This window comes from Sphingomonas sp. Leaf34, assembly GCF_001421805.1.
In the GTDB taxonomy this organism is placed as follows: Bacteria; Pseudomonadota; Alphaproteobacteria; order Sphingomonadales; family Sphingomonadaceae; genus Sphingomonas.
On the sequence record NZ_LMLC01000004.1, the window covers coordinates 474,002 to 496,888 of the forward strand.

Consider the following 22,887-nt stretch of genomic DNA (forward strand, 5'->3'; position numbering starts at 1 on the left):
GGGATCGTCGCGAAGATGAAGCGGCGTGGCGGGCGCGGCGATCAGTCGCCGCTGGGCACGTGGTTCTGGGATATCGACCGGATGCTGCTGCTGCTGACGCTGTTCCTGATCGCGATCGGGCTGATCGCGGTGGCGGCGGCGTCGCCGGCGAGCGCGGTCCGCTATTCGGGCGAGCATCACAAGATCGCGCCGCTCTATTATTTCTGGCGGCAGCTGATGTGGGTCGGCGTGTCGTTGCCGGTGTTGATCGGCGTGTCGATGATGCCCGTGTCGATGGCGCGGCGGATGGCGATCGGCGGGTGTGCGCTGTTCGTGCTGATGCTGATGGTGACGCCGTTTATCGGCGTCGAGGCGAACGGCGCGCGGCGCTGGCTCGGCGTCGGCTTTGCGCAGTTCCAGCCGTCCGAGTTTCTGAAACCGCTGTTCATCGTCACGGTCGCGTGGCTGTTGTCGTTGCGCGCGAAGGATTCGGAGTTGCCGACGGTGCTGATTACCGGCGCGATGACCGCGGGCGTCGCGGTGCTGCTGATGCTGCAGCCCGATTTCGGCCAGACGATCATCTTCTGTTCGGTGTGGATGGCGCTGCTGATGATCGCCGGGACGCCCGCCAAGGTGCTGATCGGGCTGATCGCGATGGCGCCGGCAGGGCTGGTCGCGGCCTATGTGTTCTACGGCGTGGCGCGATCGCGGATCGACGCGTTCCTGTTTCCGGGCGTCGAGGGCGAGGGCGCGGGCGATCATTTCCAGACCAACGCGGCGCATAACACGCTGACCGCGGGGGGCTGGTCCGGGACCGGGCCCGGCGCGGGCGCGGCGAAGTTCGGACTGCCCGAGGCGCATACCGATTACATCTTCTCGGTGATCGGCGAGGAATTCGGGCTGATCGCGTGCTCGGTAATCGCGGTGATCTTCCTCGCGATCGTCGTGCGCGTGTTCGTCAAGCTGCTGGACGAACAGGATGAATTCAAGCTGCTGGCGTCGGCCGGGCTGGCCACGCAGTTCGGCGCGCAGGCGCTGGTGAGCATGGCGGTGAACACCGGGCTCGCGCCGTCGAAGGGGATGACGCTGCCGTTCATCAGCTATGGCGGGTCATCGATGATCGCGCTTTCGGTCGGCATGGGGTTGCTGCTGGCGTTCACCCGGCGCAATCCGTTTCTCACGCGGAGCCCCTATGTCGTCCGCTGGAGTGGTGAATGACTAAGCATTATGTCCTCGCAGCCGGTGGCACCGGGGGACACATGGTCCCGGCGGCGGCGCTTGCAGCCGAACTGACCAAGCGCGGCCACCGCGTCGCCTTGGTCAGCGACGCGCGCGGCGTCCGCTTTCCCGGGCTGTTCGACGAGATCCAGACGCATGTCCTGCCCGCAGGACGCTTCAGCGGCGGGCCGCTCGGCTGGGCTAAGGCGACGCGCGAGATGTGGCGCGGGCGGGCGATGGCACGCGAACTGTACGCGACGTTCAAGCCGGCGGCGGTGATCGGGTTTGGCGGCTATCCGGCGCTGCCCGCGCTGCTGGCCGCGTTTGCGAACAAGATTCCGACCGCGGTGCATGAGCAGAATGCGGTGCTGGGGCGCGTCAACCGCTTCGTCGCGGGGCGCGTCGATGCGATCGCGACCTCGTCCGAGCCGACCGAGCGGCTCGCCGCCAAACTGCTGGGCAAGACGCATCTGGTCGGCAATCCGGTGCGCGAGGCGGTGCTGGCGCTGCGATCGCGGCCCTATCCGCTGCTCGAGGAGGACGGGATCTTCCGCGTGCTTGTGACCGGCGGCAGCCAGGGCGCGAGCATCCTGTCGCAGGTGGTGCCCGATGGCCTCGCGATGCTGCCCGTCACGTTCCGGCGGCGGCTGCAGGTGACGCATCAGGCGCGGATCGAGGATATCGATGCGGTGCGCGCGAAATATGCCGAGCATCAGATCCCGGCCGAGCTGGCTACGTATCTTCCCGATATGCCCGAACAGCTCGCCTGGGCGCATCTTGTGATCGCACGCGCGGGTGCGTCGACGATTTCGGAACTGACCGCGGCGGGACGTCCGGCGATCCTGGTGCCGTTGCCGAGCGCGACCGACGATCACCAGACCGTGAACGCGCGCGAGATGACTCGGGCCGGCGGCGCGCGGACGATCGCGCAGGGAGACTTTACCGCAGTGGAACTGGCAAAGCAGATGCAGAAACTCGGGCTCGACCCGGCCGCGTTGCAGAACGCGGCCGGACGCGCGCGCAGTTGCGGTCGACCCAATGCCGCGAGCGATCTGGCCGATCTGGTCGAGAGCCTGGACGCGCCCGTGTCGCGGATTCCGGTCGGTGCGCCGTCCAAGCCAAAGGCGCAGTTCGCATGAAGGGTGTCGCAACGGATATCGGCACGATCCATTTCGTCGGCATCGGCGGGATCGGCATGTCGGGCATCGCCGAGGTGATGAAGAATCTCGGCTACCGTGTGCAGGGGTCGGACGTGGCCGAGGGCTATGTCGTGCAGGGGTTGCGCGACAAGGGGATCCCGGTGGCGATCGGCCATGCCGCGGCCAATATCGGCGATGCCGCGGTGGTCGTCGTGTCGACCGCGATCGTGCGATCGAACCCCGAGGTCGAGGCGGCGCTGAACGCGCGTGTGCCCGTGGTGCGGCGTGCGGAGATGCTTGCCGAGCTGATGCGGCTGAAGTCGACGGTTGCCGTGGCGGGGACGCACGGCAAGACCACGACGACGTCGATGGTGGCGGCGTTGCTCGATGCCGGTGGCGTCGACCCGACCGTCATCAACGGCGGGATCATCAACTCCTACGGGTCGAACGCGCGACTGGGTGCGAGCGACTGGATGGTGGTCGAGGCGGACGAGAGCGACGGCAGCTTTCTGCGGCTCGATGGGACGATCGCGGTCGTCACCAACATCGATCCCGAGCATCTCGATCATTACGGATCGTTCGACGCGGTGAAGGATGCGTTCGTCGAGTTCGTCGAGAACGTGCCCTTCTACGGCGCGGCGTTGCTGTGCCTCGATCATCCCGAGGTTCAGGGGATCCTGCCGCGCGTGCGCGACCGGCGGATCGTGACCTATGGCTTTTCGGCGCAGGCGGATGTCCGCGGTGTCGAGGTGACGCCGATCCCGGGCGGCAACCGCTTCGACTGCGTGGTGCGGACGCGCGACGGCGCGACGCGGACCATCCACGGCATCGAGATGCCGATGCCCGGGCGGCATAACGTCCAGAACGCGCTGGCCGCGATCGGCGTCGCGCTGGAGCTCGGCATCGAGGATGCGACGATCCAGCAGGGCTTTGCCAAGTTCGGCGGCGTGAAGCGGCGGTTTACCAAGGTGGGCGAGGTTCCGGTCGAGGGTGGCGGCGTGGCGATCATCGACGATTACGGGCATCACCCGGTCGAGATCCGCGCGGTGCTGGCCGCCGCGCGCGAGGGGGCGAAGGGGCGCGTGATCGCGGTCGTGCAGCCGCATCGTTATTCGCGGCTCGGCAATCTGATGGAGGATTTCCAGACCGCGTTCAACGACGCGGACCGGGTGCTGGTGACGCCGGTCTATGCGGCGGGCGAGGCGCCGGTCGAGGGCGTCGATGCGGCGGCTCTGGTCGAGGGGCTGAAGCGGCGCGGGCACCGGTTTGCGGGCGTGGTCGCGGATGCGGATGCGCTGGCGGTCGAGCTGGCGGCGACGATCGCGGCGGATGACATGGTGGTTTGTCTTGGTGCGGGCGACATTACCAAGTGGGCGGCCGGGCTGGCGGATGCGATCGCGGTCGAGCGTGCGACGGTGTCGGCGTGAGTGATGGCGCACAAATCCTCCCCGGTACGGGGAGGGGGACCATGCAGGGCATGGTGGAGGGGGCTGGCCACGGGCGTGCCGTTTCGGGCGGGCCCCCCTCCACCGCCTTCGGCGGTCCCCCTCCCCGTGCCGGGGAGGATTTGCGGGGGTCTCTGACTCCGAATGGCAGCCTGGCGGACTTCATCTGGTTTCGGACCGGTGGGGCGGCCGAGTGGCTCGTGCGGCCTGCGGATGTCGAGGATCTGGCTGGGTTGTTGAAGACGCTCGATCCTTCGACGCCGGTTCTGCCGGTCGGCGTCGGCTCAAATCTGATCGTTCGGGACGGTGGCGTGCCGGGGGTCGTCGTCCGGCTGCCCAAGGCGATGGCGAAGGTGTCTGTGCAGGACGGTCGCGTTCGGGCCGGGGCGGGGGCGATGGGGATCACCGTCGCCAGCGCCGCGCGCGATGCGGGGATCGCCGGGCTCGAGTTTTTGCGCGGCATTCCGGGGACGGTGGGCGGCGCTGTTCGGATGAACGCGGGGGCCTATGGGCGCGACGTCAGCGATATCCTGATCGAGGCGACCGTCGTCACGCGCGACGGCGCGATCGAGACGTGGCCGGCGGCGCGGTTCGGCTATGTGTACCGGCATTCTGACCTACCGGCGGGGGCGGTGGTGGTCGAGGCGGTGTTTTCGGGCACGCCTGGCGAGCCTAGCGTCATCGGTGCGGAGATGCACCGGATCGCCGCCGAGCGCGAGGCGTCGCAGCCTCTGCGATCGCGTACCGGCGGATCGACGTTCAAGAATCCCGAGGGGCACAAGGCCTGGGCGCTGATCGATGCGGCCGGGTGTCGTGGGCTGACGCGCGGCGACGCGCAGGTGAGCGAGAAGCATTGCAATTTCCTGCTGAACCTCGGGTCTGCGTCGAGCGCGGAGATCGAGGCGCTGGGTGAAGAGGTACGGGACAAGGTGAAGGCGCATTCTGGGGTGACGTTGGAATGGGAAATCCAGCGGGTGGGTGAATACCTCCCCTCCCGCTTGCGGGAGGGGTCGGGGGAGGGCGGTCTGGATACCGGCATCTCGCATCAACCCCTCCCGCATGCGGGAGGAGAGGCATGACGGCGCCTCTTCACATCGCGGTGCTGATGGGCGGCTGGTCGGCGGAGCGTGAGGTTTCGCTGATGTCGGGCAATGGCTGTGCCGATGCGCTCGAATCGCTCGGGCACCGGGTTACGCGGATCGATATGGGGCGCGACGTCGCGGCCCGGTTGGCTGAGGCTCAGCCCGATCTCGTGTTCAACGCGCTGCATGGGACGCCTGGCGAGGATGGCTCGGTGCAGGGGCTGCTCGACCTGATGGGGGTGCGCTATACGCATTCGGGGCTGGCGACGTCGGTGATCGCGATCGACAAGGTGCTGACCAAGTTGCTGCTGGTGCCCGCAGGCATCCCGATGCCGGGCGGGCGGATCGTCAAGTCGGCGGAGCTGTTCGAGGGCGATCCGATGGCGCGGCCTTATGTGCTGAAGCCGGTCAACGAAGGGTCGTCGGTCGGCGTCGCGATCGTCACCAATAGCAGCACTTACGGCAATCCGATCGCGCGCGACAGCGTCGGGCCGTGGATCGATTTCGAGGAGCTGCTCGCCGAGCCCTATATTCGCGGGCGCGAGCTGACGACGGCGGTGCTCGGTACCCACGCGCTGGGCGTCACCGAGTTGAAGCCCAAGACGGGCTGGTACGACTATGAGTCGAAATATACCGACGGGATGACCGAGCATGTCTGCCCGGCGGAAATTCCCGACGAGATTGCCAAGGCGTGCAAGAGCCTCGCGCTTGAGGCGCACCGGTTGCTTGGCTGCAAGGGCGCGTCGCGGTCGGATTTCCGCTGGGACGACGAGCGCGGTGTCGACGGGCTGTTCCTGCTCGAGGTGAACACGCAGCCGGGGATGACTCCGCTGAGCCTCGTTCCCGAACAGGCGCGGCATATCGGCATGAGCTATGCCGAACTGGTGCAGGCGATCGTCGACGAGGCGATCGCGGACAATCCTTCGCCATGAGCCGGACGATCAAGCGCGGCCCGCCGCCCAAGCGGCCCGCCCCGCGGCGTAAGGTCGCGGTCAAGAAGGTGTCGGCGATGGACCGGCTGGTTGGGATGCTCCCGGTCAGCGAGGACACGCTGCGCAAGATCGCGACCTGGTCGATCCTGGGTGCGGGCGGTGCGGTGGCGATCGCGGCGGCGACGTGGATCGGCATTCCGGGCATGATCGGTGCGGCGGTGGCCGAAGGCGCCGGGCGCGCGGGCTTCAAGGTCGAGCAGATCGAGGTGACCGGCCTCAAGCGGATGGACCGGATGTCGGTCTATGCGGTCGCGCTGGAGGACAAGCAGAACCAGACGTCGATGCTGTCGGTCGATCTGGAGGCGGTGCGGCAGAAGCTGTTGCGCTATGGCTGGATCGCGGACGCACACGTCTCGCGGCGGCTGCCGAACACGATGCTGGTCGATATCGTCGAGCGGACGCCGGCTGCGGTGTGGCAGGACAATGGCCAGCTGACGCTGATCGATTCGTCGGGCGTGCTGCTGGAGCCGGTTCAGCCCGAGGCGATCCCGAACCTGCCGCTGGTGATCGGGCCGGGCGCGGATCGGCAGGAGGCGTCGTACCAGACGCTCCTCGCCGCGGCGCCGGCGCTGAAGCCGCGCGTGAAGGCGGCGACGTGGGTTGGCAATCGGCGCTGGGACCTGACGTTCGAGAGCGGCGAGACGTTGGCGCTGCCCGAAGACGGCGCGCCGCGTGCGCTGGTGAAGTTTGCCGAGCTGGATGGGGCGCGGCCGTTGCTGGGGCGCGGCTGGATCCGGTTCGACATGCGCGACCCGACCAAGCTGGTCGCGCGCAAGCCGGGCGCGAGCTTGGCGCACAGTGTCGACGTGCCGGCGCCAGCTAGTGCGCCGGAAACGGGCGAAACTACGACTACCCCGTCGCAATCGGCGGGCGCGAACGTAACGGGCGGGGAGGGATGACATGGCGAAGGTGGCACCGGAAGGGCTGATCACGGCGCTCGATATCGGGTCGTCGAAGGTTTCGGCGATGATCGCGCAAAAGGGGGACGGGGGCGAGCTGATCGTGCTTGGCACCGGCCAGCGCGAGAGCCGCGGCGTCAAGCGCGGCTATATCGCCGACATGGCGACGACCGAGGCGGCGGTGCGCGAGGCGGTCGAGCAGGCCGAGCGGATCGCGGGGATCAACATCGAGAATGTCTGGGTCGGCTTCTCGGCCGGCGGGCTCGTGTCCGACGTCGCCGAGGTCGAGTTCGAACTGGGCGGCCACCGCGTCGAGCAGCAGGATATCGATGCGTTGCTCGCCGCCGGGCGCAACTCGATCGATCCGCAGGGACGGATGGTGCTGCACGCGCAGCCCGCGCTCTATACGCTCGACGGGCTGACGGGGGTGAAGACGCCGCTCGGGCTGCATGCTGACCGGCTTGGCGTGCATATCCATGTGGTGGCGGCGGACGGGTCGCCGGTGCGCAATCTCGATCTGTGCGTGCGCTCGGCGCATCTCGAGGTGAAGTCGATCATCGCCTCGCCGGTCGCGACGGGGCTCGCCTGCCTGAGCGACGAGGAGCGCGAGCTCGGCGTCGCGCTGGTCGAGATGGGGGCGGGGATCACCAACGTGTCGCTGTTCGCAGGCGGCATGCTGGTTGGGCTGACCTCGATCCCGATCGGTGCGCAGGACATTACCGACGACATCGCGAGCGCGTTCGGGACTCGGCGGCAGAATGCCGAGCGGATGAAGTGCTTCCACGGATCGGCCAACGCGTCGCCGCGCGACAATCACGACATGATCCCGGTCATGCCGATCTCGGCCGAGGATGGCGCGGGCGAGGGTGCGCAGATCACCAAGGCGCAGCTGATCGGCGTGATCCGCCAGCGTTTGGAGCATCAGATGGGGGAGGTACGCAACGCGCTGACCAAGCTGAAGTTCGAGGGGCCGGTCGGGCGGCAGGTCGTGCTGACCGGTGGTGGCGCCGAGCTGAAGGGGGTCGCCGATTATGCGCAGCAGGCGCTCGGACGCTCGGTCCGGATCGGTCGACCGCGCGGGTTGACCGCGCTGCCGGAAGCGCATGGCGGACCGGCGTTCGCGACGCTAGCGGGGTTGGCCTTCTATGCGGCGACCAACCCGATCGACCTTCGCGGGCTCGCGCCGCAGCGGACGACGGTGCACCGACCAAAGGGCATGGGCATGGTCCGCAAGTTGATTCAGGCGGCACGCGCGAATTATTAAGAGTTTCGAGGGTGCTGGCGTTATTTCGGCTGGAACAGGCCGTAACGTTGGTGCACACAGATTAATCAGGGGCCCGGCCGTAGCGTATCTACCGGGTTGTGCGGAGAACGGCGATGAGCATCGAATTCCTTAGTCCCGAAGTGGACGATCTGGCCCCCCGCATCGCGGTGATCGGCGTCGGCGGCGCTGGCGGCAACGCGATCGCCAACATGATGCGGGCCGACGTCCAGGGCGTCGACTTCCTCGTGGCGAACACCGACGCGCAGGCGTTGAAGCAGTCGACCGCGCCGCAGCGGATCCAGCTGGGCACCAAGATCACGCAAGGGCTCGGTGCCGGCTCGCGTCCCGAGATCGGCCGCGCCGCCGCCGAGGAGACGATCGACCAGCTCGCCAAGATGCTCGAAGGCGCGCACATGTGCTTCATCACCGCCGGCATGGGCGGCGGTACGGGCACGGGCGCGGCGCCGGTCATCGCCAAGGCGGCGCGCGACATGGGCATCCTGACCGTCGGCGTCGTGACCAAGCCGTTCGCGTTCGAGGGCAACCGTCGCGCCAAGTCGGCCGAGGGCGGCATCGACGAGCTGCAGAAATATGTCGACACGCTGATCGTCATCCCGAACCAGAATCTGTTCCTCATTGCCAACGCGAACACGACCTTCAAGGAAGCGTTCACGATGGCAGACGAGGTCCTCCAGCAGGGCGTCCGCAGCATCACCGACCTGATGGTGATGCCGGGCCTCATCAACCTCGATTTCGCCGACGTCCGCTCGGTGATGCAGGAGATGGGCAAGGCGATGATGGGCACCGGCGAGGCGAGCGGCGACAACCGCGCGCTCGAGGCTGCACAGAAGGCGATCTCGAACCCGCTGCTCGAAGGCGTCAGTATGCGCGGCGCCAAGGGCGTCATCATCTCGATCACCGGCGGCGACGACATGCGCCTGCTCGAGGTCGACGAAGCCGCCAATCACATCCGCGATCTGGTCGATCCCGATGCGAACATCATTTGGGGTTCGGCGTTCAACCAGGAGCTCGAAGGCAAGATCCGCGTCTCGGTCGTCGCGACCGGGATCGACGCCGATGCGCGTCCGCCCGAGGTTGCGCCCGAGCCGACGCGGTCGTTCAGCTTCGGATCGCGCAAGACCGACGAAAACACGTCGTTCCGTCCGAGCGAGCCATCCGCATCGGCTCCGGCCGCTGCCGCACCCGTCGAAGAGCCGCTTGACCTGACCGCGTCATCGGAGGTCGAGCCATCGGCGTCGGACGACGAACTGGTGCTCGGTGCCGAGACCATGGTCCCACAGGCTGCCCCGGCACCTGCGCCCGCACCGGCGCCCGCACCACAGGGTCACAGCGCGCAGGTCCATGTTCCGCAGGCGCCGCGCACCTATGCCGACGAGCCCTATGGTCGTGGCCCGATTGCGCGTCCGGCCTCCGCCTCGCCGGTGCCGCCTGCACGCGCGCCGATCGCGCCGGCGATCCCCGTGCCGACCCCGGCTGCGGACGAGGGTGGCGCGCGTCGCCGCTGGCTCGCGCCGGGCGCCGAGGCTGCCCCCGAGGCGGTGCCGGCCGCACCGCGCGTGAAGCTTGGCGGTACGCTGTTCGAGCGGATGTCGAATGCGGCGCGGGGCGCAGCGAAGGAAGAGGGCGATGCGGCACCGCAGGATCCGCTCGACATTCCGCGCTTCCTGCACCGGCAGAACAACCAATAAGGTTGGACGTCGTTCTCTCGGTCTGGCGGGGAACGGCGGGGCCAGATGGATTGGTGGAGGTATCGTCCTCCAACATAACCTCCCCGGCGGAGGCCGGGGCCAGTTGGCAAGGTTGATGTAACGGAGCGCGTTCCATCGGTATTTCCGTCTGCCAACCGGACTCCGGCCGCCGCCGGGGAGGCGGCGTTTCAGCGTGAACGATTTTTCAAGATTAATTATGACGAATCCGCAGATCGCAACCCTCGCCCGTTACTTGCTCCTTGGTGCTGCATTCGTCGTTGCCCCGGCCCGGTTCGCCGCGCGCGCGCGTCGCGGACATTGCCGGTTCGGTCGGGCTGGGGTCTAGACGGATGATCCTCATGACCCGCTCGTCCCATCATCTCCTGACTGCTGCGCTGGCGCTCGTGCTGGCGGCGGTGCCGTGCGCGGCGTCCGGACAGGCGATGATTCAGGCGATCCCGGGGACGACCGATGCGGACCGCTTGGGCGACGAGATGCGCAAGCTGGCCAGCAACCCGCGTGACATCGACGCGCTGATCCGGGCGGGCGACCTGTCGATGGGGCTGGGCGACCTGAGTGGCGCTGCCGCGCTGTTCGCGCGTGCCGAAAAGGTGAACCCGCGCGATGGCCGCGCGAAGGCGGGGATGGCGTCGATCTTGGTGCGGTCCGAGCGGCCGGGCGAGGCGCTGCGCTATTATGCGCAGGCCGAGGGCTTCGGGCTCGATCCACGCACGTTCGCGGCGGATCGCGGGCTGGCCTATGACCTGATCGGGCAGCAGGACCGGGCGCAGCGCGACTACCGCGTCGCGTTGCGCGATGCTCCCGATGACGAGACGACGCGGCGCTATGCGCTGTCGCTCGGGATTTCGGGCAAGCAGGAGCTTGCGTTGCAACAACTCGGTCCCTTGCTGCTGAAGAGCGATCGGGGTGCGTGGCGGTCACGCGCGTTCATCATGGCGATGAACGGCGATGTGGCGGGCGCGGCGAAGATCGCGACGACGATGATGCCCGCGGGGACCGCGCAGGGGCTGCAACCCTTTTTCCAGCGGCTGCCGACGCTGCCGGCGAGCGACCGGGCGTTCGCGGTGCATTTCGGCGAAGTCCATGCGACGCCGGCGCGGCTCGCGGATGCTCGGATGGCGCCGCCGATGGGGATGCTCGCGGCGGATCCGACCGCGCCGGTGATGATGGCCGCGGTGACGCCGCAGCCCGTGACCACGGCGACCTCGGGCAAGAAGGGCAAGCGCGATCGGCGCGACAAGCCCGAGCGCGTCCAGATGGCGGCGGTCACGCGATCGGCGTCGACTCCGGTGCCGATAACGGCGACGATCGCGCCGGCGCCCAGCCCGGTGCGGAGCGCGCCGACGGTTCCGGCGACCATCTACGCGGCCCCGGTCCAGCTTGCGGCGGCGCCGATGCAGATGGCGCAGGCTCTGCCGCCGCGGACGGTGCCTTCGCCGCAGCCGAGCTATGTCGCGAACAGCGCGGTTCAGACTGTGCGCACGAGCCCAGCCGCTGAAGCCAATTCCGTGGTTGCCGCCACCGTGCGGCCGAGCGTGTCGCCCACGGTTCCGGTGACCACGACGGCGCGTGTCGTGCCGGCGCCAGCGACGGTGGGGACGACGGTGGGGACGCTGCCGCAGAACGTCGCCACGCAAATGGCGGTGATCCCGGCGGGACAGGGGCGGACCGATCCGACTCGCTCGGCCAATGCGCTTGCGGCGTCGGCGGCGGCTTCGGTGCCGACGCAGCAGGCATCTGGTCAGCAGGTCCCTGTTCAACAGGTTCCGGGCCAGCAATACGCGCCGGTCCAGAGCGCAAGCGCAGGTACGCCGACGCCGGGCTTCTCCAGTGCCCCGACCCAAAGCTTGGCCAGTACGTCTACGCCATCACCCGTTACGCCGGTCCGAGCCATCCCGACACCCGTTGCCCCGACGACCGTGGCCGCCGTCGCGACGCCCCGGACTCATGCGGTGGCGGCCAGCGAGGATTCGATCCTTGCGCGGATCGTCGCGGGGCTCTCGATCCCTGCGTCCGAGCTCGACGTCGCGCCGATGCGTCCTGCGCCGGTCGTGACGCCTGGCGTCCTGCCAGCGGCCTCGCCGATGTCGGAGGAGGCCGGGCGCGTGCTGGCCGAGGCGAACGCCAAGGCCGAGCGCGATGCCGCCGCCAAGGCGATTGCGGCAAAGACGCTGGTGGCGGACAAGCTGGCGGCCGACAAGAAGGCGGCCGCGGACAAGAAGGTCGCCGCACGCAAGGCCATCGCCGACAAGAAGGCGCTGGCCGAGAAGAAGGCGGCGGCGGCCGAAAAGCTAGCGGCGGACAAGGCTGCGGCCGAGGAGAAGCGCATCGCGCGCGCCAATCCGGAACGCGTCTGGGTGCAGGTGTCGACCGGCGCGACCGAGGGCGACCTGCCCAAGGCGTGGAAGAAGGCCAAGGCCAAGGCGCCGACCGTGTTCGGCAGCCGCGGCGGCTGGACCGCGCCGTGGAAGGCGACCAACCGCGTGCTCGCCGGGCCGTTCAAGACCGATGCGGAGGCGCGCACCTTCGTCAATCAGCTCGCCAAGGAAGGCGTTCCGACGTTCACCTTCACCAGCGATCCGGGCGAGATAATCACGAAGTTGCCAGCGAAGTGAGCTACCGCGCGCCCTGGGCTTCGGACCCGGCGCGCAGCAAAGGACGGCTTCAGGAAGAACAGAACGGGTCCGTCCGGGGGCCGCGCGATGCGTTCCAGCGCGATCGCGACCGGATCATCCACTCGATCAGCTTCCGTCGCCTGCGCCACAAGACGCAGGTCTTCATGGCGCCCGATGGCGATCATTTTCGCGTCCGCCTGACGCACAGCCTGGAGGTGGCGCAGATCGGCCGGACGATCGCGCGGACGCTGGCGCTGAACGAGGATTTGACCGAGGCGCTGTGCCTGGCGCACGACATCGGCCATCCGCCGTTCGGCCATGCCGGCGAGGATGCGCTGAAGGCGGCGCTGATGCCGTCGGTCGAGGACGGCGGGCAGGGCGGGTTCGATCACAACGGTCATACGCTGCGCACGTTGATGACGATCGAGCGGCCTTATCCGCTGTGGAACGGGCTGAACCTGACCTGGGAGACGCTCGAGGGTCTGGCCAAGCATAACGGGCCGGTGCGGAACCCGGGCTGGGCGCTGGCGGCGGCGGATGCGGAGTTTCCGCTGGCGCTGACGAGTTTTTCGTCGCTGGAGGCGCAGGTCGCGGCGATCGCCGACGATATCGCCTATGACAATCACGATATCGACGATGGTCTGCGCGCGGGGTTGCTGACGCTCGATCAGATGCTGGCGGTGCCGTTGGTCGCGCGCGGCTGGGACGATGTGCGCCGCCGCTTTCCCGATGTCGCGCCGAAGCGGCTGGTGGGCGAGCTCGTCCGCACGCAGATCGGGACGATGGTCAACGACCTGATCGCCGAGACGCGCGGGCGGATCGCCGCGAGCGGCGTGACGAGCGTCGATGATGTGCGCGCGGCGGGACAATGCCTGGTCGGGTTCTCGCCCGAAATGAGGGATGCGGAGCGCGACCTGAAGCGCTTCATGTACGCCAACCTGTATCATCATCCGCGCCAGCTGGCGGCGGCGGATGCGGCGCACGGGATCGTGTCGGGGCTATTCGCGGTCTATCGCGAGGATTTGGCCACGATGCCGGAGGAATGGCGCGAGCGGTTGCCCGCGGCGGAGCCCGACCGGAGCCGGCATATCGCGGACTTCATCGCGGGGATGACCGACCGGTATGCGGTGTCGCGGTATCGCGAGCTGGTCGGGCCGATCGATCTGCCCGAGGGGTTTTGAGGGTCACGGACTGTCATCCGTGGTCCTAACTTTTTGCTGTTGGTTTGGCCTTCTCCACCTCCCGTCATCCTGACGAAAGTCAGGACCCAAGTTACCAGGCGCTGCGCGTGATGGCTCTGGGTCCTGACTTTCGTCAGGATGACGGAGGCGGATGAGGGGATGGCCACGTAACGCAAGACGGCGGCCGGACCGAGGTCCGACCGCCGTGTTAGTAGTCCGTACGACAGCGTAAGGTCAGCGCGTGACCGACGCGATGCCGCCCGCTGCGCCGGTGGCTTCGGCGGTCTTGAACGTGACCGGAACCCCGCCCGACACGCCCGAGACGCGATTGCCGCGGACGATCAGGTGAAACTTCTGGCCCGATGGGTAGCGACGACCATCGATGACCTGACGGCCAGCGTCTTGCGTCGTCGTGTAGACATAGGTGCTGCCTTCGTGGACGAAGCTCTGCTTTTCGTCGGCAGCCATGCCGATCGTCGAAGTGAGCGCGGCGGCGGCGGCGGCGATAATCTTGAAGGTAGTGCGCATGATCGTTTCTCCCGCGTTGTGCGTCGAGCCGGATCAGGTCTTCTCCCAACTCTCGAGTTAGAGAAATATTGCAGTGCAGCATGAGTCGCAATTGCAAAGCCTTCGATTACGGTTGCGTGCGGCGCAACGATGGGCCGACCTGTCGATGCGATGAGCCGCTCTGCCGACATAGTTGCGCGACAAATCGGGCGCAGACCGGTCGGGAAGGAGAGGGTCGGTGTCCGTTTCCAGTATTGCACTCAATCGGTTCGGTCTCGGTGCGAGGCCCGGTGACAAGGTTTCAGGCGATCCGGCGCGATGGGTGCTCGCGCAGTGCGATCGGTTCGATGCGCGGCCCGCCGCGATTGCGGGCGCGCCCTCGACCGCGAGCGTGTCGGTGGGGCTTTCCGCGTATTTCGCGGAGCAGAGGGCGATCCGGGCGCAGTTCGGTCCGCGGGGGCCGAAGCCTGCGACGGAACCGGCTCCCGCGTCGATGGCGACGCCAGGGCCCGCCATGGCTGTTGCCGATCCAGGCGAAGCGGCGCGTCAGGCGGCGCGGCAACGGGCGGGCAAGCTCAGCCGCGACGATTATGGGGCCGCGGTCGCTGCGCGGACGATCGCCGCGCTGACGAGCGACGCGCCGTTCGTCGAGCGGCTGGTGCACTTCTGGGCGAACCATTTCGCGGTCTCGACCGACAAGCTCGAGGTCACCGGGCTCGCAGGGCCGATGGAGTTCCAGGCGATTCGCCCGCATGTGCTCGGCACGTTCGCCGACATGCTGAACGCGGTCGAGCGGCATCCGGCGATGCTGCTCTATCTCGACCAGGCGGTGTCGGTCGGCCCCGACAGCGCTTTCGCCGCGCGCCGGGCCAAGCGCCGGTCGGGCCTGAACGAGAATCTCGCGCGCGAGATCATGGAGCTGCACACGCTCGGCGTCCGCAGCGGCTATACGCAGGCCGACGTCACCGAATTCGCACGGGCGATGACGGGCTGGACGGTGGCGGGGATCGGCCGTGGGCCGGGCGCGCGCGTGCAGGACGATTCGCGGGCCGGCGCGTTCGTGTTCCTGGCCGACGTGCACCAGCCGGGCGACCGGATCGTGATGGGCAAACGCTATCCCGCGGGCGGCGAGGCGCAGGCGCAGGCGGTGCTCGCCGATCTCGCGGTCCATCCCGCGACCGCGACGCATATCGCGACCAAGCTCGCGCGGCACTTCGCGAGCGATACGCCGCCGCCGGCGATGGTGGCGCGGATCGCGGCGGCGTTCCGGACATCGGGGGGCGACCTGCCCACCGTCTACCGCGCGGTGGTCGCATCGCCCGAAGCGTGGGTGACGCCGCCGGTGAAGTTCAAGTCGCCGTGGGAATGGTATGTCTCGACGCAGCGCGCGCTGGGGACGACGACGGTCCAGCCGGGCGTGACGGTGGGCATGATGAACCAGCTCGGCCAGCCGATCTGGAAGCCGGGGCAGCCGGTCGGCTATGACGATATCGCCGCCGCCTGGGCCGGGCCTGATGCGATCCTGCGCCGGGTCGAGGCGGCGGAACGGTTCGCGGCGCGCGCAGGGCCGGTCGATGCGCGCGCGCTGGCCCCGGCGCTGTACCCGGGGGCGCTGAGTGCCGCGACCGCGCAAGGCCTCGCGCGCGCGGAGAGCCCGGCGCAGGCGCTGGCGCTGCTGCTGGTAGCCCCCGAATCGTTGCGGAGATGATCATGCTTGACCGTCGTTCCTTTCTCTCGACCGGTACGCTCGGCGTGCTGGGGTCCGCCTTCGTGCCGCGCATCGCGTTTGCACGCGCCGCGACCAACAAGCGGTTCGTGTTCGTCATCCAGCGCGGCGCGGCCGACGGGCTGGGCATGATCGGCGCGGTCGGCGATCCTGCGTTCGCCGGCGTGCGCGGCGATCTTGCTGCGGATCTGGCGGCGGGCACCAAGCTCGACGGCATGTTCGCGCTGCACCCGGCGATGGTGGCGAGCGCGGGGCTGTACACACAGGGCCAGGCGCTGTTCGCGCATGCGATCGCGTCGCCCTATCGCGATCGGTCGCATTTCGACGGGCAGAACGTGCTCGAGACGGGCGGCGCGAGCGCGTATCAGGTGCGCGACGGGTGGCTGAACCGGCTGCTCGGCGTGCTGCCCGCGGACCAGGCGCGCGCGATCGCTGTGGCGGCGACGGTGCCGATGGCATTGCGCGGGCGGCGCGAGGTGGCGTCCTATGCGCCGTCGAACCTGCCCGATGCATCCGACGACCTGCTGCAGCGCGTGACGATGCTGTACGAGGGCGACGCCCAGTTGCACGGTCTGTGGAGCGAGGCGATGGCGACGCGCCAGCTGACCAGTGATCTGGGGCAGGACGGCGGCCGCAATGCCGCCGCGACCGGTGCGCTCGCCGCGCGGTTGCTCACGCCCGACAATGGCGCGCGAATCGCGATGATCGAGACGGGCGGGTGGGATACGCATACCGGCCAGCGTGGTCGGCTGACCGCACAGTTGAAGGGTCTCGATGCGATGATCGCGGCGCTGCAGGCGGGGCTGGGGCCGTTATGGGCGGACACGATGGTGCTGGTCGCGACCGAGTTCGGGCGGACCGTCGCGGTCAACGGCACGGGCGGCACGGATCACGGCACGGGCACCGCGGCGATGCTGTTCGGCGGTGGGGTGAAGGGCGGGCGAGTCGTGTCTGACTGGCCCGGGCTCGCCGCCGCCGCGCTGTACGAGGCGCGCGATCTGAAGCCGACGATGCAGCTCGATGCGTTCATCGGCGGCGCGGTGTCGGCGCATTTCGGGGTCGAGCCGGCGCGCGCGATGGCGGCGTTGTTTCCGGCGAGCGCGCGGACGGCGGCGATCGAGGGGCTGGTGCGGGTGTGAGGCGGTCGCTGCGGGCTACGCGTGGCGCGGTCTCGGCGCGAGCCAGGCCTCACTCTGCGTCATCCTGACGCAAATCAGGGCTCCGGGTCAGGATGGCTACCCCCTGGTACCCTGGGTCCTGACTTTCGTCAGGATGACGGAGGGGCGGGCCGCGGGCGCGACGGGATTAAAATTGAGCGCCACACGGCTTTGGTCTAGAGCGCGCGTTTCCTTGACGTACCGGGACTGCCATGACGCTCTATACCCGTTTCGCCGCGCATATCGATGCGGCGCTCGACACGCTGACCGCGGCGGGGACGCTGCCGGACGGGCTCGATCGCAAGAATGTGACGGTCGAGCCGCCGCGCGACACGAGCCATGGTGATCTCGCGACCAACGCCGCAATGGTGCTCGCCAAGCCCGCCAAGACCAATCCGCGCGTGCTGGCGGATGCGCTGGTCGCCGAGCTGTCGAAGCTCGAGGACGTCGCGTCGGCGAGCGTCGCAGGGCCCGGTTTCATCAACATGAAGCTGACCGACGACGCGTGGCGCGCCGAGCTCGCGGCAATCCCGGCGGCGGGCGCGGATTACGGCCGGTCGACGCAAGGCGCGGGGATCACGGTCAATATCGAATATGTCTCGGCCAACCCCACGGGGCCGATGCACATGGGGCATTGCCGCGGCGCGGTGGTCGGCGATGCGCTGGCCAGCCTGCTCGAATTCGCCGGGCACCGCGTGATCCGCGAATATTATGTCAACGATGCGGGCGGCCAGGTCGACGTGCTCGCGCGCTCGGTCCACCTGCGCTACCGCGAGGCGCTGGGCGAGACCGTCGAGATCCCCGAGGGGCTCTACCCCGGCGATTATCTTGTCCCCGTCGGCCAGTCGCTCGCCACCGAATATGGCGACCGGTATGTCGGCGCGCCCGAGAGCGAATGGCTGGCGATCTTCCGTACGCAGGCGGTCGCCGCGATGATGGTGATGATCCGCGCCGATCTCGCGCTGCTCGGGATCGAGCATGAGGTGTTCGCGTCCGAAGCCGAGCTCCAGGCGGCCAAGAAGCCCGAGGCGGCCGAGGCGGAGCTGCGGTCGCGCGACCTGGTGTATGACGGCGTGCTCGAGGCGCCCAAGGGCGAGACGCCCGACGACTGGGAGCCGGTCGAGCTGCCGCTGTTCCGCTCGACCCAGTTCGGCGACGACCAGGATCGCCCGATCAAGAAGTCGAACGGATCCTGGACCTATTTCGGCGCCGATCTCGCCTATCATTTCCAGAAGAGCCAGAGCGCCGATCAGCTGATCGACATCTGGGGCGCGGATCACGGCGGCACGGTCAAGCGCATCGTCGCGGCGGTCGCGGCGCTGACCGGTGGCAAGACCCGGTTCGACGTGAAGCTGGTTCAGATGGTCCGGCTGTTGCGCAACGGCGAGCCGGTGAAGATGTCGAAGCGATCGGGCAATTTCGTCACGCTGGCCGATGTCGTGCGCGAAGTCGGCAAGGACGTCGTGCGCTTCACGATGCTCACGCGGCGGTCCGATGCGCAGATGGATTTCGACTTCGCGAAGGTGGTCGAGGCGTCGAAGGACAACCCGGTTTTCTACGTCCAGTACGCGCATGCGCGGATCGCATCGCTGCATCGGCGCGCGGAAGAGGCGGGAATTACGCCGATTTCGGCAGATTTGTCCCGGCTTGATACGGACGAACTGGCGCTGGTGCAGCTCGCAGCACAGTTCCCGCGGCTCGTCGAGATCGCCTCCACGGCGCGCGAACCGCATAGAATCGCGTTCTATCTCTATGACTTGGCGGCGGCGTTTCATGCGCTGTGGAATGTCGGCAACGACCGTCCCGATCGCCGTTTCCTGGTGATCGAGGATCCGCAGGCGACCGCGGCACGTCTTTTCTTAGCGTCCGCAATAGGGCAGATTATTCATAACGGCCTCGCCATCATGGGTGTCGAAGCGGTTTCGGAGATGAAGTGATGGCCGAAGACATGGATCTGCGCGAGGAAGACCGGCTCCCCTGGCTCGAAACCGTCGAGCCCGACGATGAGGACACGGTCGGCATCGGCCGCGTGATCGCGCTCGTTGTGCTCGGCCTTGCGGTGCTCGCGGCGATCATCTTCGGCATCTACAAGCTGCAGCAGCGCGCACCCACGGGTGACGGCCAGCTGATTGCCGCGCAGGAGGGCGACTACAAGGTCAAGCCCGAGGACGCCGGCGGCATGAAGGTCAAGGGCGAGGGCGAGTCGGCGATCGCGACGAGCGCTGGAAAGACGGGCAACGGTGCGATCGACCTTCGCGGCGTGCCGGAGAAGCCGGTGGCCGGCAAACGCGAAACCGCCCCCAAGGCGACCGGATCCGCCGGCCGAAACGCGGTTGCGCAAGTGCCGGCATCTGGCGGACGACTCGTTGCCGATGCGCCGATGGCGCCATCGCGATCGGCGGGCGCAGGTACGGCCAGCGGCGGATCGCTGGTGCAGCTCGGCGCATATCCGAGCGAAGCGTCCGCCAATGCCGCATGGACGAACTTCTCGAAACGGTTCGGATACGTCGCATCGCTCGGCAAGTCGGTGCAGCCGGTCGCGACGGGCGGCCGTACATTGTACCGTCTGCGCGTCAACGCGGGCAGCGCCAACCAGGCGGCAGATATATGCGGCCGGTTGCGCGTCGCGGGCGAGACCTGCTTCGTCGCAAGCTGATCGGGCCAGATCCGAGAGCGGTACTCGCTGCCGGGGGCGAACCCCGGCGAGTACTTCACGCGCAGGGTCTCCGTACGCTTGCGGGTTTCGCGCCGGCATCTGGCCGACCGCCCAGCCAAGACGCCGTGCTGCTACCTGGCGCGCCGGCTCGGCATCCTGGCGCCATGCAACGGTCCATCACGGCAATGCTGACGAGCTGCCGGCGTCGCAGCGCATAAGGAAGCGATCCGCCACCGCTGCGCGCGACGCTTGAAGATGTGGGTGGCGACACCATCGAGATCTTGATGTGACACCGCCGAGGGGCCCTGGCGTGCTGGCCGCGGCTGACATTGGTTCACGCTCTTTGCAGATACCTCTGCGCTCGCCGCTGAGGCGCTTTGCGCTGTTCCACAAGATACCGGAAACGCGTTTGGGGTCAGCGATAAGGCGCCGTCTTGCCCGCCCGCTAGATGGATCGGTGCGTCGGCGACGGCTCTGGCAGCGCGGTTTATCGTGCAATTCTTATCGCTTGCAAGTTCGAGGAGAAGGCATACTCTCGCTGGCAGTGGATTAAGGAGAGCCACCATGGCGACATACCCGGAACTCGAAGCCAATCCCGAGGATAAGAACCTCGTGATATTGCAGAGCCTGATTTGCCTGTTGCGTGAAAAGAACATCCTGTCGCGCGCGGATATCGAAGAGCTATGTGACACGGTGCAACGCCGCGCACGCGACCATGCGAGCGATCCGCTCCCGTGCCAGATGAACGGCGCGCGTGCAGCCGCGGCAGAGGTCGCGCAGATCGGCAATTACATCGGCCGCAAATATGGTGGCAAGCATCGCCGTACGCTCTGATTTCAGGGGCCTGGACGAAGTCGGCCGAGGGGGCATTTCTTTGGCAGCGGCTTGAGTGCGCTGGACGCATTCGACCCAGGCACCGTGTTCGCGACCAGGCATGTTTTGATTTGGATTGCTATTCGTTGCGGGAGAGCGACCACACGCCGAGCGCAATGCTGTCGATGAAAATGGCTGCAAATCGACAAAAGAGCGGCGTTTCGACGAAAAGGGGGTTGCAGGCCCCAAAGAGTCTGCTAACAGCGCGCCTCCAGCAGCGGGGCGCCACACCAAGGCGTCACTCAAACCGCCCCGGAATGGACGCATAGCTCAGTTGGTAGAGCAGCTGACTCTTAATCAGCGGGTCCTTGGTTCGAGCCCAAGTGCGTCCACCACTTCCCCTAAAAACGCGAGATCTGGTGGCATTGCTGGAATGCCAGCGTTGAGAATGCCTTGTCGCAGCGTTTATTGCGTGAGCGAGCTTAGCGGCAGAGTGAAGCGGGCTATGTGAACGCGCCGCGATGCCCGTCGGTTTTTTGACCGCATGAAACGATTACAATGAGGGGATGGGCATTTGGGCCGTCTCCGGCGCTAAAAGCACCAACCGGGGCATTTCGATCTGCGGCGTTCAAAGGCGCAGTCGGTCAGCGTTGAGGTGTCCGATCTTGCCGGTCATTGGCCCCCCACGGCAGCACGAAGTTTGATCGCTGCCTGGCAAGTTTCCGTATGTCCTACCGACCCTTGCCGAGCAGTCGGAGTTATCTGCCACTCTGCCTTTCGAGTATCCAGCGGGGGAGGCCATGCACCTCGTCACGCTCATGAACCTTGATGCCTATGAGGGGCGGACTGCTGAGGTACACGTGGCTCTGATGGAAGGCAGGGGGTGGCAGATGCTGCGTTGACTGGGCAGACGCAGACGTCGTGCTTTGATGGTCCAGCGGCCGCCTGACGATGTCCTGTGGTCTTGATCGTGGCGGGCTCGACCGTCTCGATCAGGCGTGGTCCGATCGCGTGCCTGTGGGGCCAGGCGGCGTCGATCAGGAGCCGACCGATCAGAAGGCTGGTTCTGAGCCAGCCACTCCGCCATTTGGGCGGCGTGCCGCGCCTCGTCGGCGGGTGGCATCACGGCATCGAGATCGCGGCTCGGCGCTGGGACGTGCTGCAACAGAAAGCGCCCCCTTGTGTGGCTTTCTACGGTTCAAGCGGGAAGGGTTCGACACGCCCCCTTTGCCCTGACGGGTCCACGTCTGTCGTGCAGGTCTCCAAAGGGATCAGACTTCATATAATCTATCCTGACAGGGGCCAATTGCGCTGAAGTACTGATAAATATTCCATGTCAGCCGCTTGGCAGGGGGGCTCAAAATGGATCAATTCAAAAAAAGCGCCTTTAGCGCAGCGATGATGCTCGCCTCCACGTCGGCGAGGGCACAGGATGTTGCGGACGCTATTCGGGTCGTCCGAACATTGGGTCGATAATGCCAGGCGGTTCGGCCACGGCGGATGAATTCTCACCGTCGTGATCAGGCCGTATCAAATCCAGGGGTCTGCTAGGGCGACCACTATTGCGCTTATCTCCGTAACCACGCCCCTTGGGGAGCCACGGCGTTGTGGATGATGCGGTGACGGCGGATAGGGGAAGACCGACAGCGAAGAGACCATGGTCGCACACCATGCTACTTCGGGGGGCATGTGCTGGCTGGGTCATTATCGCCTCTAGCAACATCCAGGTTGCGATGGCCCGGCTTCGCAGTACAGCGCCGCGCGCGGTACGATACCGAATGGTAATAACAGATAGCCGGCGCGCCAAGTGCGGCAGAGCAGCCACGCTGCACGGCAGATGATCGATGGCGCGATCGCATAGGCTGGATACGGCTTGATCGCCGGCCATGCCGCAGCTTTTTGCCGCGTGGTGCCGGGCGCAGATAAAAGTCTGTCGTTCAGGCTCGGCGCCTGCGATCTGACTGAAGACGCGCGATGATTCGACCGCGACCGTGACTTTGCGCTGCGTGCGCTGGATCGTGCGATGAAGCCCGATGCGCAACCCCGGTGTCCCCAAAGTGCCCCGACGTGGAATGCCCCGGACTGGCGCCCGACCTTTCCGACGGTCGAATATAGGGGGCGGTCTTGCAAGCCTCGGCGGCTTTGTCGGCACCCTCGTGAACGAGGAAATGGCTCCCTGAGTAGGATTCGAACCTACGGCCACTCGATTAACAGTCGTAAGGTTTCCGTTATTTTTCAACGGACCTTATCACATGTTCTCGCTCTACCCCCTCACGGGTATCTGCGGCGTTCAACGGTTTGTCATAACGGCGCGACTCGCGAAACGGGTGTCTGGATCAGGCGCGCGCGTGGCGCCGCGCGCGTCGCGCTCGGCGAGATGCTATGCGGTGTGTTGAGCAGCCGATCGGGTGGGCCCGGCACCTATCGAACTGACGCCCTTGGGGCGCGTTCGGCGGCGGGCGAAATACCCCCGGCGATACCCCC

Annotated in this window: 16 protein-coding genes and 1 tRNA gene; 16 read left to right on the forward strand and 1 reads right to left on the reverse strand. The window is 67.3% G+C overall.

The window, feature by feature from the left end; translation table 11 throughout:
* The first annotated feature begins 15 nt into the window (after positions 1-15).
* The 10 genes from ASF00_RS13650 (at position 16) to ASF00_RS13695 (ending at position 13,544) form a co-directional block, all read left to right on the forward strand.
* Positions 16-1,197 (forward strand): FtsW/RodA/SpoVE family cell cycle protein, encoded by a 1,182-nt coding sequence (locus tag ASF00_RS13650; protein ID WP_156348374.1) that lies wholly within the window; start codon positions 16-18, stop codon positions 1,195-1,197.
* Positions 1,194-2,336 (forward strand): undecaprenyldiphospho-muramoylpentapeptide beta-N-acetylglucosaminyltransferase, encoded by a 1,143-nt coding sequence (gene murG / locus ASF00_RS13655; RefSeq protein ID WP_055880026.1) that lies wholly within the window; start codon positions 1,194-1,196, stop codon positions 2,334-2,336. Before ASF00_RS13650 ends, murG begins: the two co-directional genes overlap by 4 nt.
* Entirely contained in the window at positions 2,333-3,763 is a 1,431-nt protein-coding gene (gene murC / locus ASF00_RS13660; protein WP_055880030.1) for a UDP-N-acetylmuramate--L-alanine ligase, read from the forward strand. Before murG ends, murC begins: the two co-directional genes overlap by 4 nt.
* 41 nt (positions 3,764-3,804) lie before the next feature.
* Positions 3,805-4,860 carry a UDP-N-acetylmuramate dehydrogenase gene (gene murB, locus ASF00_RS13665; protein WP_235525823.1) on the forward strand — a complete coding sequence of 352 codons (1,056 nt, stop codon included), beginning with the start codon at positions 3,805-3,807 and terminating at the stop codon, positions 4,858-4,860.
* A complete protein-coding gene (locus ASF00_RS13670) occupies positions 4,857-5,795 on the forward strand; it encodes a D-alanine--D-alanine ligase (RefSeq protein ID WP_055880035.1) in 939 nt (312 codons plus the stop codon). The genes murB and ASF00_RS13670 overlap by 4 nt, the downstream gene beginning before the upstream one ends.
* Positions 5,792-6,754 (forward strand): cell division protein FtsQ/DivIB, encoded by a 963-nt coding sequence (locus ASF00_RS13675; RefSeq protein ID WP_055880039.1) that lies wholly within the window; start codon positions 5,792-5,794, stop codon positions 6,752-6,754. Before ASF00_RS13670 ends, ASF00_RS13675 begins: the two co-directional genes overlap by 4 nt.
* 1 nt (position 6,755) lies before the next feature.
* Positions 6,756-8,018, forward strand: a complete 1,263-nt coding sequence (gene ftsA / locus ASF00_RS13680; protein WP_055880042.1) for a cell division protein FtsA — start codon at positions 6,756-6,758, stop codon at positions 8,016-8,018.
* Positions 8,019-8,131: 113 nt separating this feature from the next.
* Entirely contained in the window at positions 8,132-9,727 is a 1,596-nt protein-coding gene (ftsZ, locus tag ASF00_RS13685; RefSeq protein WP_055880045.1) for a cell division protein FtsZ, read from the forward strand.
* A gap of 359 nt (positions 9,728-10,086) precedes the next feature.
* Positions 10,087-12,363, forward strand: a complete 2,277-nt coding sequence (locus tag ASF00_RS13690) for a tetratricopeptide repeat protein (RefSeq protein ID WP_082463467.1) — start codon at positions 10,087-10,089, stop codon at positions 12,361-12,363.
* Positions 12,360-13,544 carry a deoxyguanosinetriphosphate triphosphohydrolase gene (locus ASF00_RS13695; RefSeq protein ID WP_055880058.1) on the forward strand — a complete coding sequence of 395 codons (1,185 nt, stop codon included), beginning with the start codon at positions 12,360-12,362 and terminating at the stop codon, positions 13,542-13,544. Before ASF00_RS13690 ends, ASF00_RS13695 begins: the two co-directional genes overlap by 4 nt.
* A gap of 234 nt (positions 13,545-13,778) precedes the next feature.
* On the opposite strand, the gene ASF00_RS13700 is transcribed toward ASF00_RS13695, so the two are convergent.
* Entirely contained in the window at positions 13,779-14,072 is a 294-nt protein-coding gene (locus ASF00_RS13700; protein ID WP_235525827.1) for a hypothetical protein, read from the reverse strand.
* A 217-nt stretch (positions 14,073-14,289) separates the two neighbouring features.
* On the opposite strand from ASF00_RS13700, the gene ASF00_RS13705 reads away from it, so the two are divergent.
* From ASF00_RS13705 to ASF00_RS13730, 6 genes are all read left to right on the forward strand, one after another.
* Positions 14,290-15,759, forward strand: a complete 1,470-nt coding sequence (locus ASF00_RS13705; protein ID WP_055880061.1) for a DUF1800 domain-containing protein — start codon at positions 14,290-14,292, stop codon at positions 15,757-15,759.
* Positions 15,760-15,761: 2 nt separating this feature from the next.
* Positions 15,762-16,916 (forward strand): DUF1501 domain-containing protein, encoded by a 1,155-nt coding sequence (locus tag ASF00_RS13710; protein ID WP_055880586.1) that lies wholly within the window; start codon positions 15,762-15,764, stop codon positions 16,914-16,916.
* 230 nt (positions 16,917-17,146) lie between these two features.
* Entirely contained in the window at positions 17,147-18,871 is a 1,725-nt protein-coding gene (gene argS / locus ASF00_RS13715) for an arginine--tRNA ligase (protein ID WP_055880064.1), read from the forward strand.
* Entirely contained in the window at positions 18,871-19,590 is a 720-nt protein-coding gene (locus ASF00_RS13720) for an SPOR domain-containing protein (protein WP_055880067.1), read from the forward strand. The genes argS and ASF00_RS13720 overlap by 1 nt, the downstream gene beginning before the upstream one ends.
* A 564-nt stretch (positions 19,591-20,154) precedes the next feature.
* Positions 20,155-20,424 carry a hypothetical protein gene (locus tag ASF00_RS13725; protein WP_055880070.1) on the forward strand — a complete coding sequence of 90 codons (270 nt, stop codon included), beginning with the start codon at positions 20,155-20,157 and terminating at the stop codon, positions 20,422-20,424.
* A gap of 298 nt (positions 20,425-20,722) precedes the next feature.
* Positions 20,723-20,798, forward strand: a tRNA-Lys gene (locus ASF00_RS13730).
* Positions 20,799-22,887 lie beyond the last annotated feature (2,089 nt).

What these genes read in the sequence shown, in the direction of transcription:
- murG (WP_055880026.1), top strand. Translation starts at nt 1,194, where the DNA reads ATGACTAAGCATTATGTCCTCGCAGCCGGTGGCACCGGGGGACACATG.
- murC (WP_055880030.1), top strand. Translation starts at nt 2,333, where the DNA reads ATGAAGGGTGTCGCAACGGATATCGGCACGATCCATTTCGTCGGCATC.
- argS (WP_055880064.1), top strand. Translation starts at nt 17,147, where the DNA reads ATGACGCTCTATACCCGTTTCGCCGCGCATATCGATGCGGCGCTCGAC.
- ASF00_RS13720 (WP_055880067.1), top strand. Translation starts at nt 18,871, where the DNA reads ATGGCCGAAGACATGGATCTGCGCGAGGAAGACCGGCTCCCCTGGCTC.
- ASF00_RS13710 (WP_055880586.1), top strand. Translation starts at nt 15,762, where the DNA reads ATGCTTGACCGTCGTTCCTTTCTCTCGACCGGTACGCTCGGCGTGCTG.
- ASF00_RS13675 (WP_055880039.1), top strand. Translation starts at nt 5,792, where the DNA reads ATGAGCCGGACGATCAAGCGCGGCCCGCCGCCCAAGCGGCCCGCCCCG.
- ASF00_RS13700 (WP_235525827.1), bottom strand. Translation starts at nt 14,072, where the DNA reads ATGCGCACTACCTTCAAGATTATCGCCGCCGCCGCCGCCGCGCTCACT.
- murB (WP_235525823.1), top strand. Translation starts at nt 3,805, where the DNA reads ATGCAGGGCATGGTGGAGGGGGCTGGCCACGGGCGTGCCGTTTCGGGC.
- ASF00_RS13670 (WP_055880035.1), top strand. Translation starts at nt 4,857, where the DNA reads ATGACGGCGCCTCTTCACATCGCGGTGCTGATGGGCGGCTGGTCGGCG.
- ASF00_RS13650 (WP_156348374.1), top strand. Translation starts at nt 16, where the DNA reads ATGAAGCGGCGTGGCGGGCGCGGCGATCAGTCGCCGCTGGGCACGTGG.
- ftsZ (WP_055880045.1), top strand. Translation starts at nt 8,132, where the DNA reads ATGAGCATCGAATTCCTTAGTCCCGAAGTGGACGATCTGGCCCCCCGC.
- ASF00_RS13725 (WP_055880070.1), top strand. Translation starts at nt 20,155, where the DNA reads ATGGCGACATACCCGGAACTCGAAGCCAATCCCGAGGATAAGAACCTC.
- ASF00_RS13690 (WP_082463467.1), top strand. Translation starts at nt 10,087, where the DNA reads ATGACCCGCTCGTCCCATCATCTCCTGACTGCTGCGCTGGCGCTCGTG.
- ftsA (WP_055880042.1), top strand. Translation starts at nt 6,756, where the DNA reads ATGGCGAAGGTGGCACCGGAAGGGCTGATCACGGCGCTCGATATCGGG.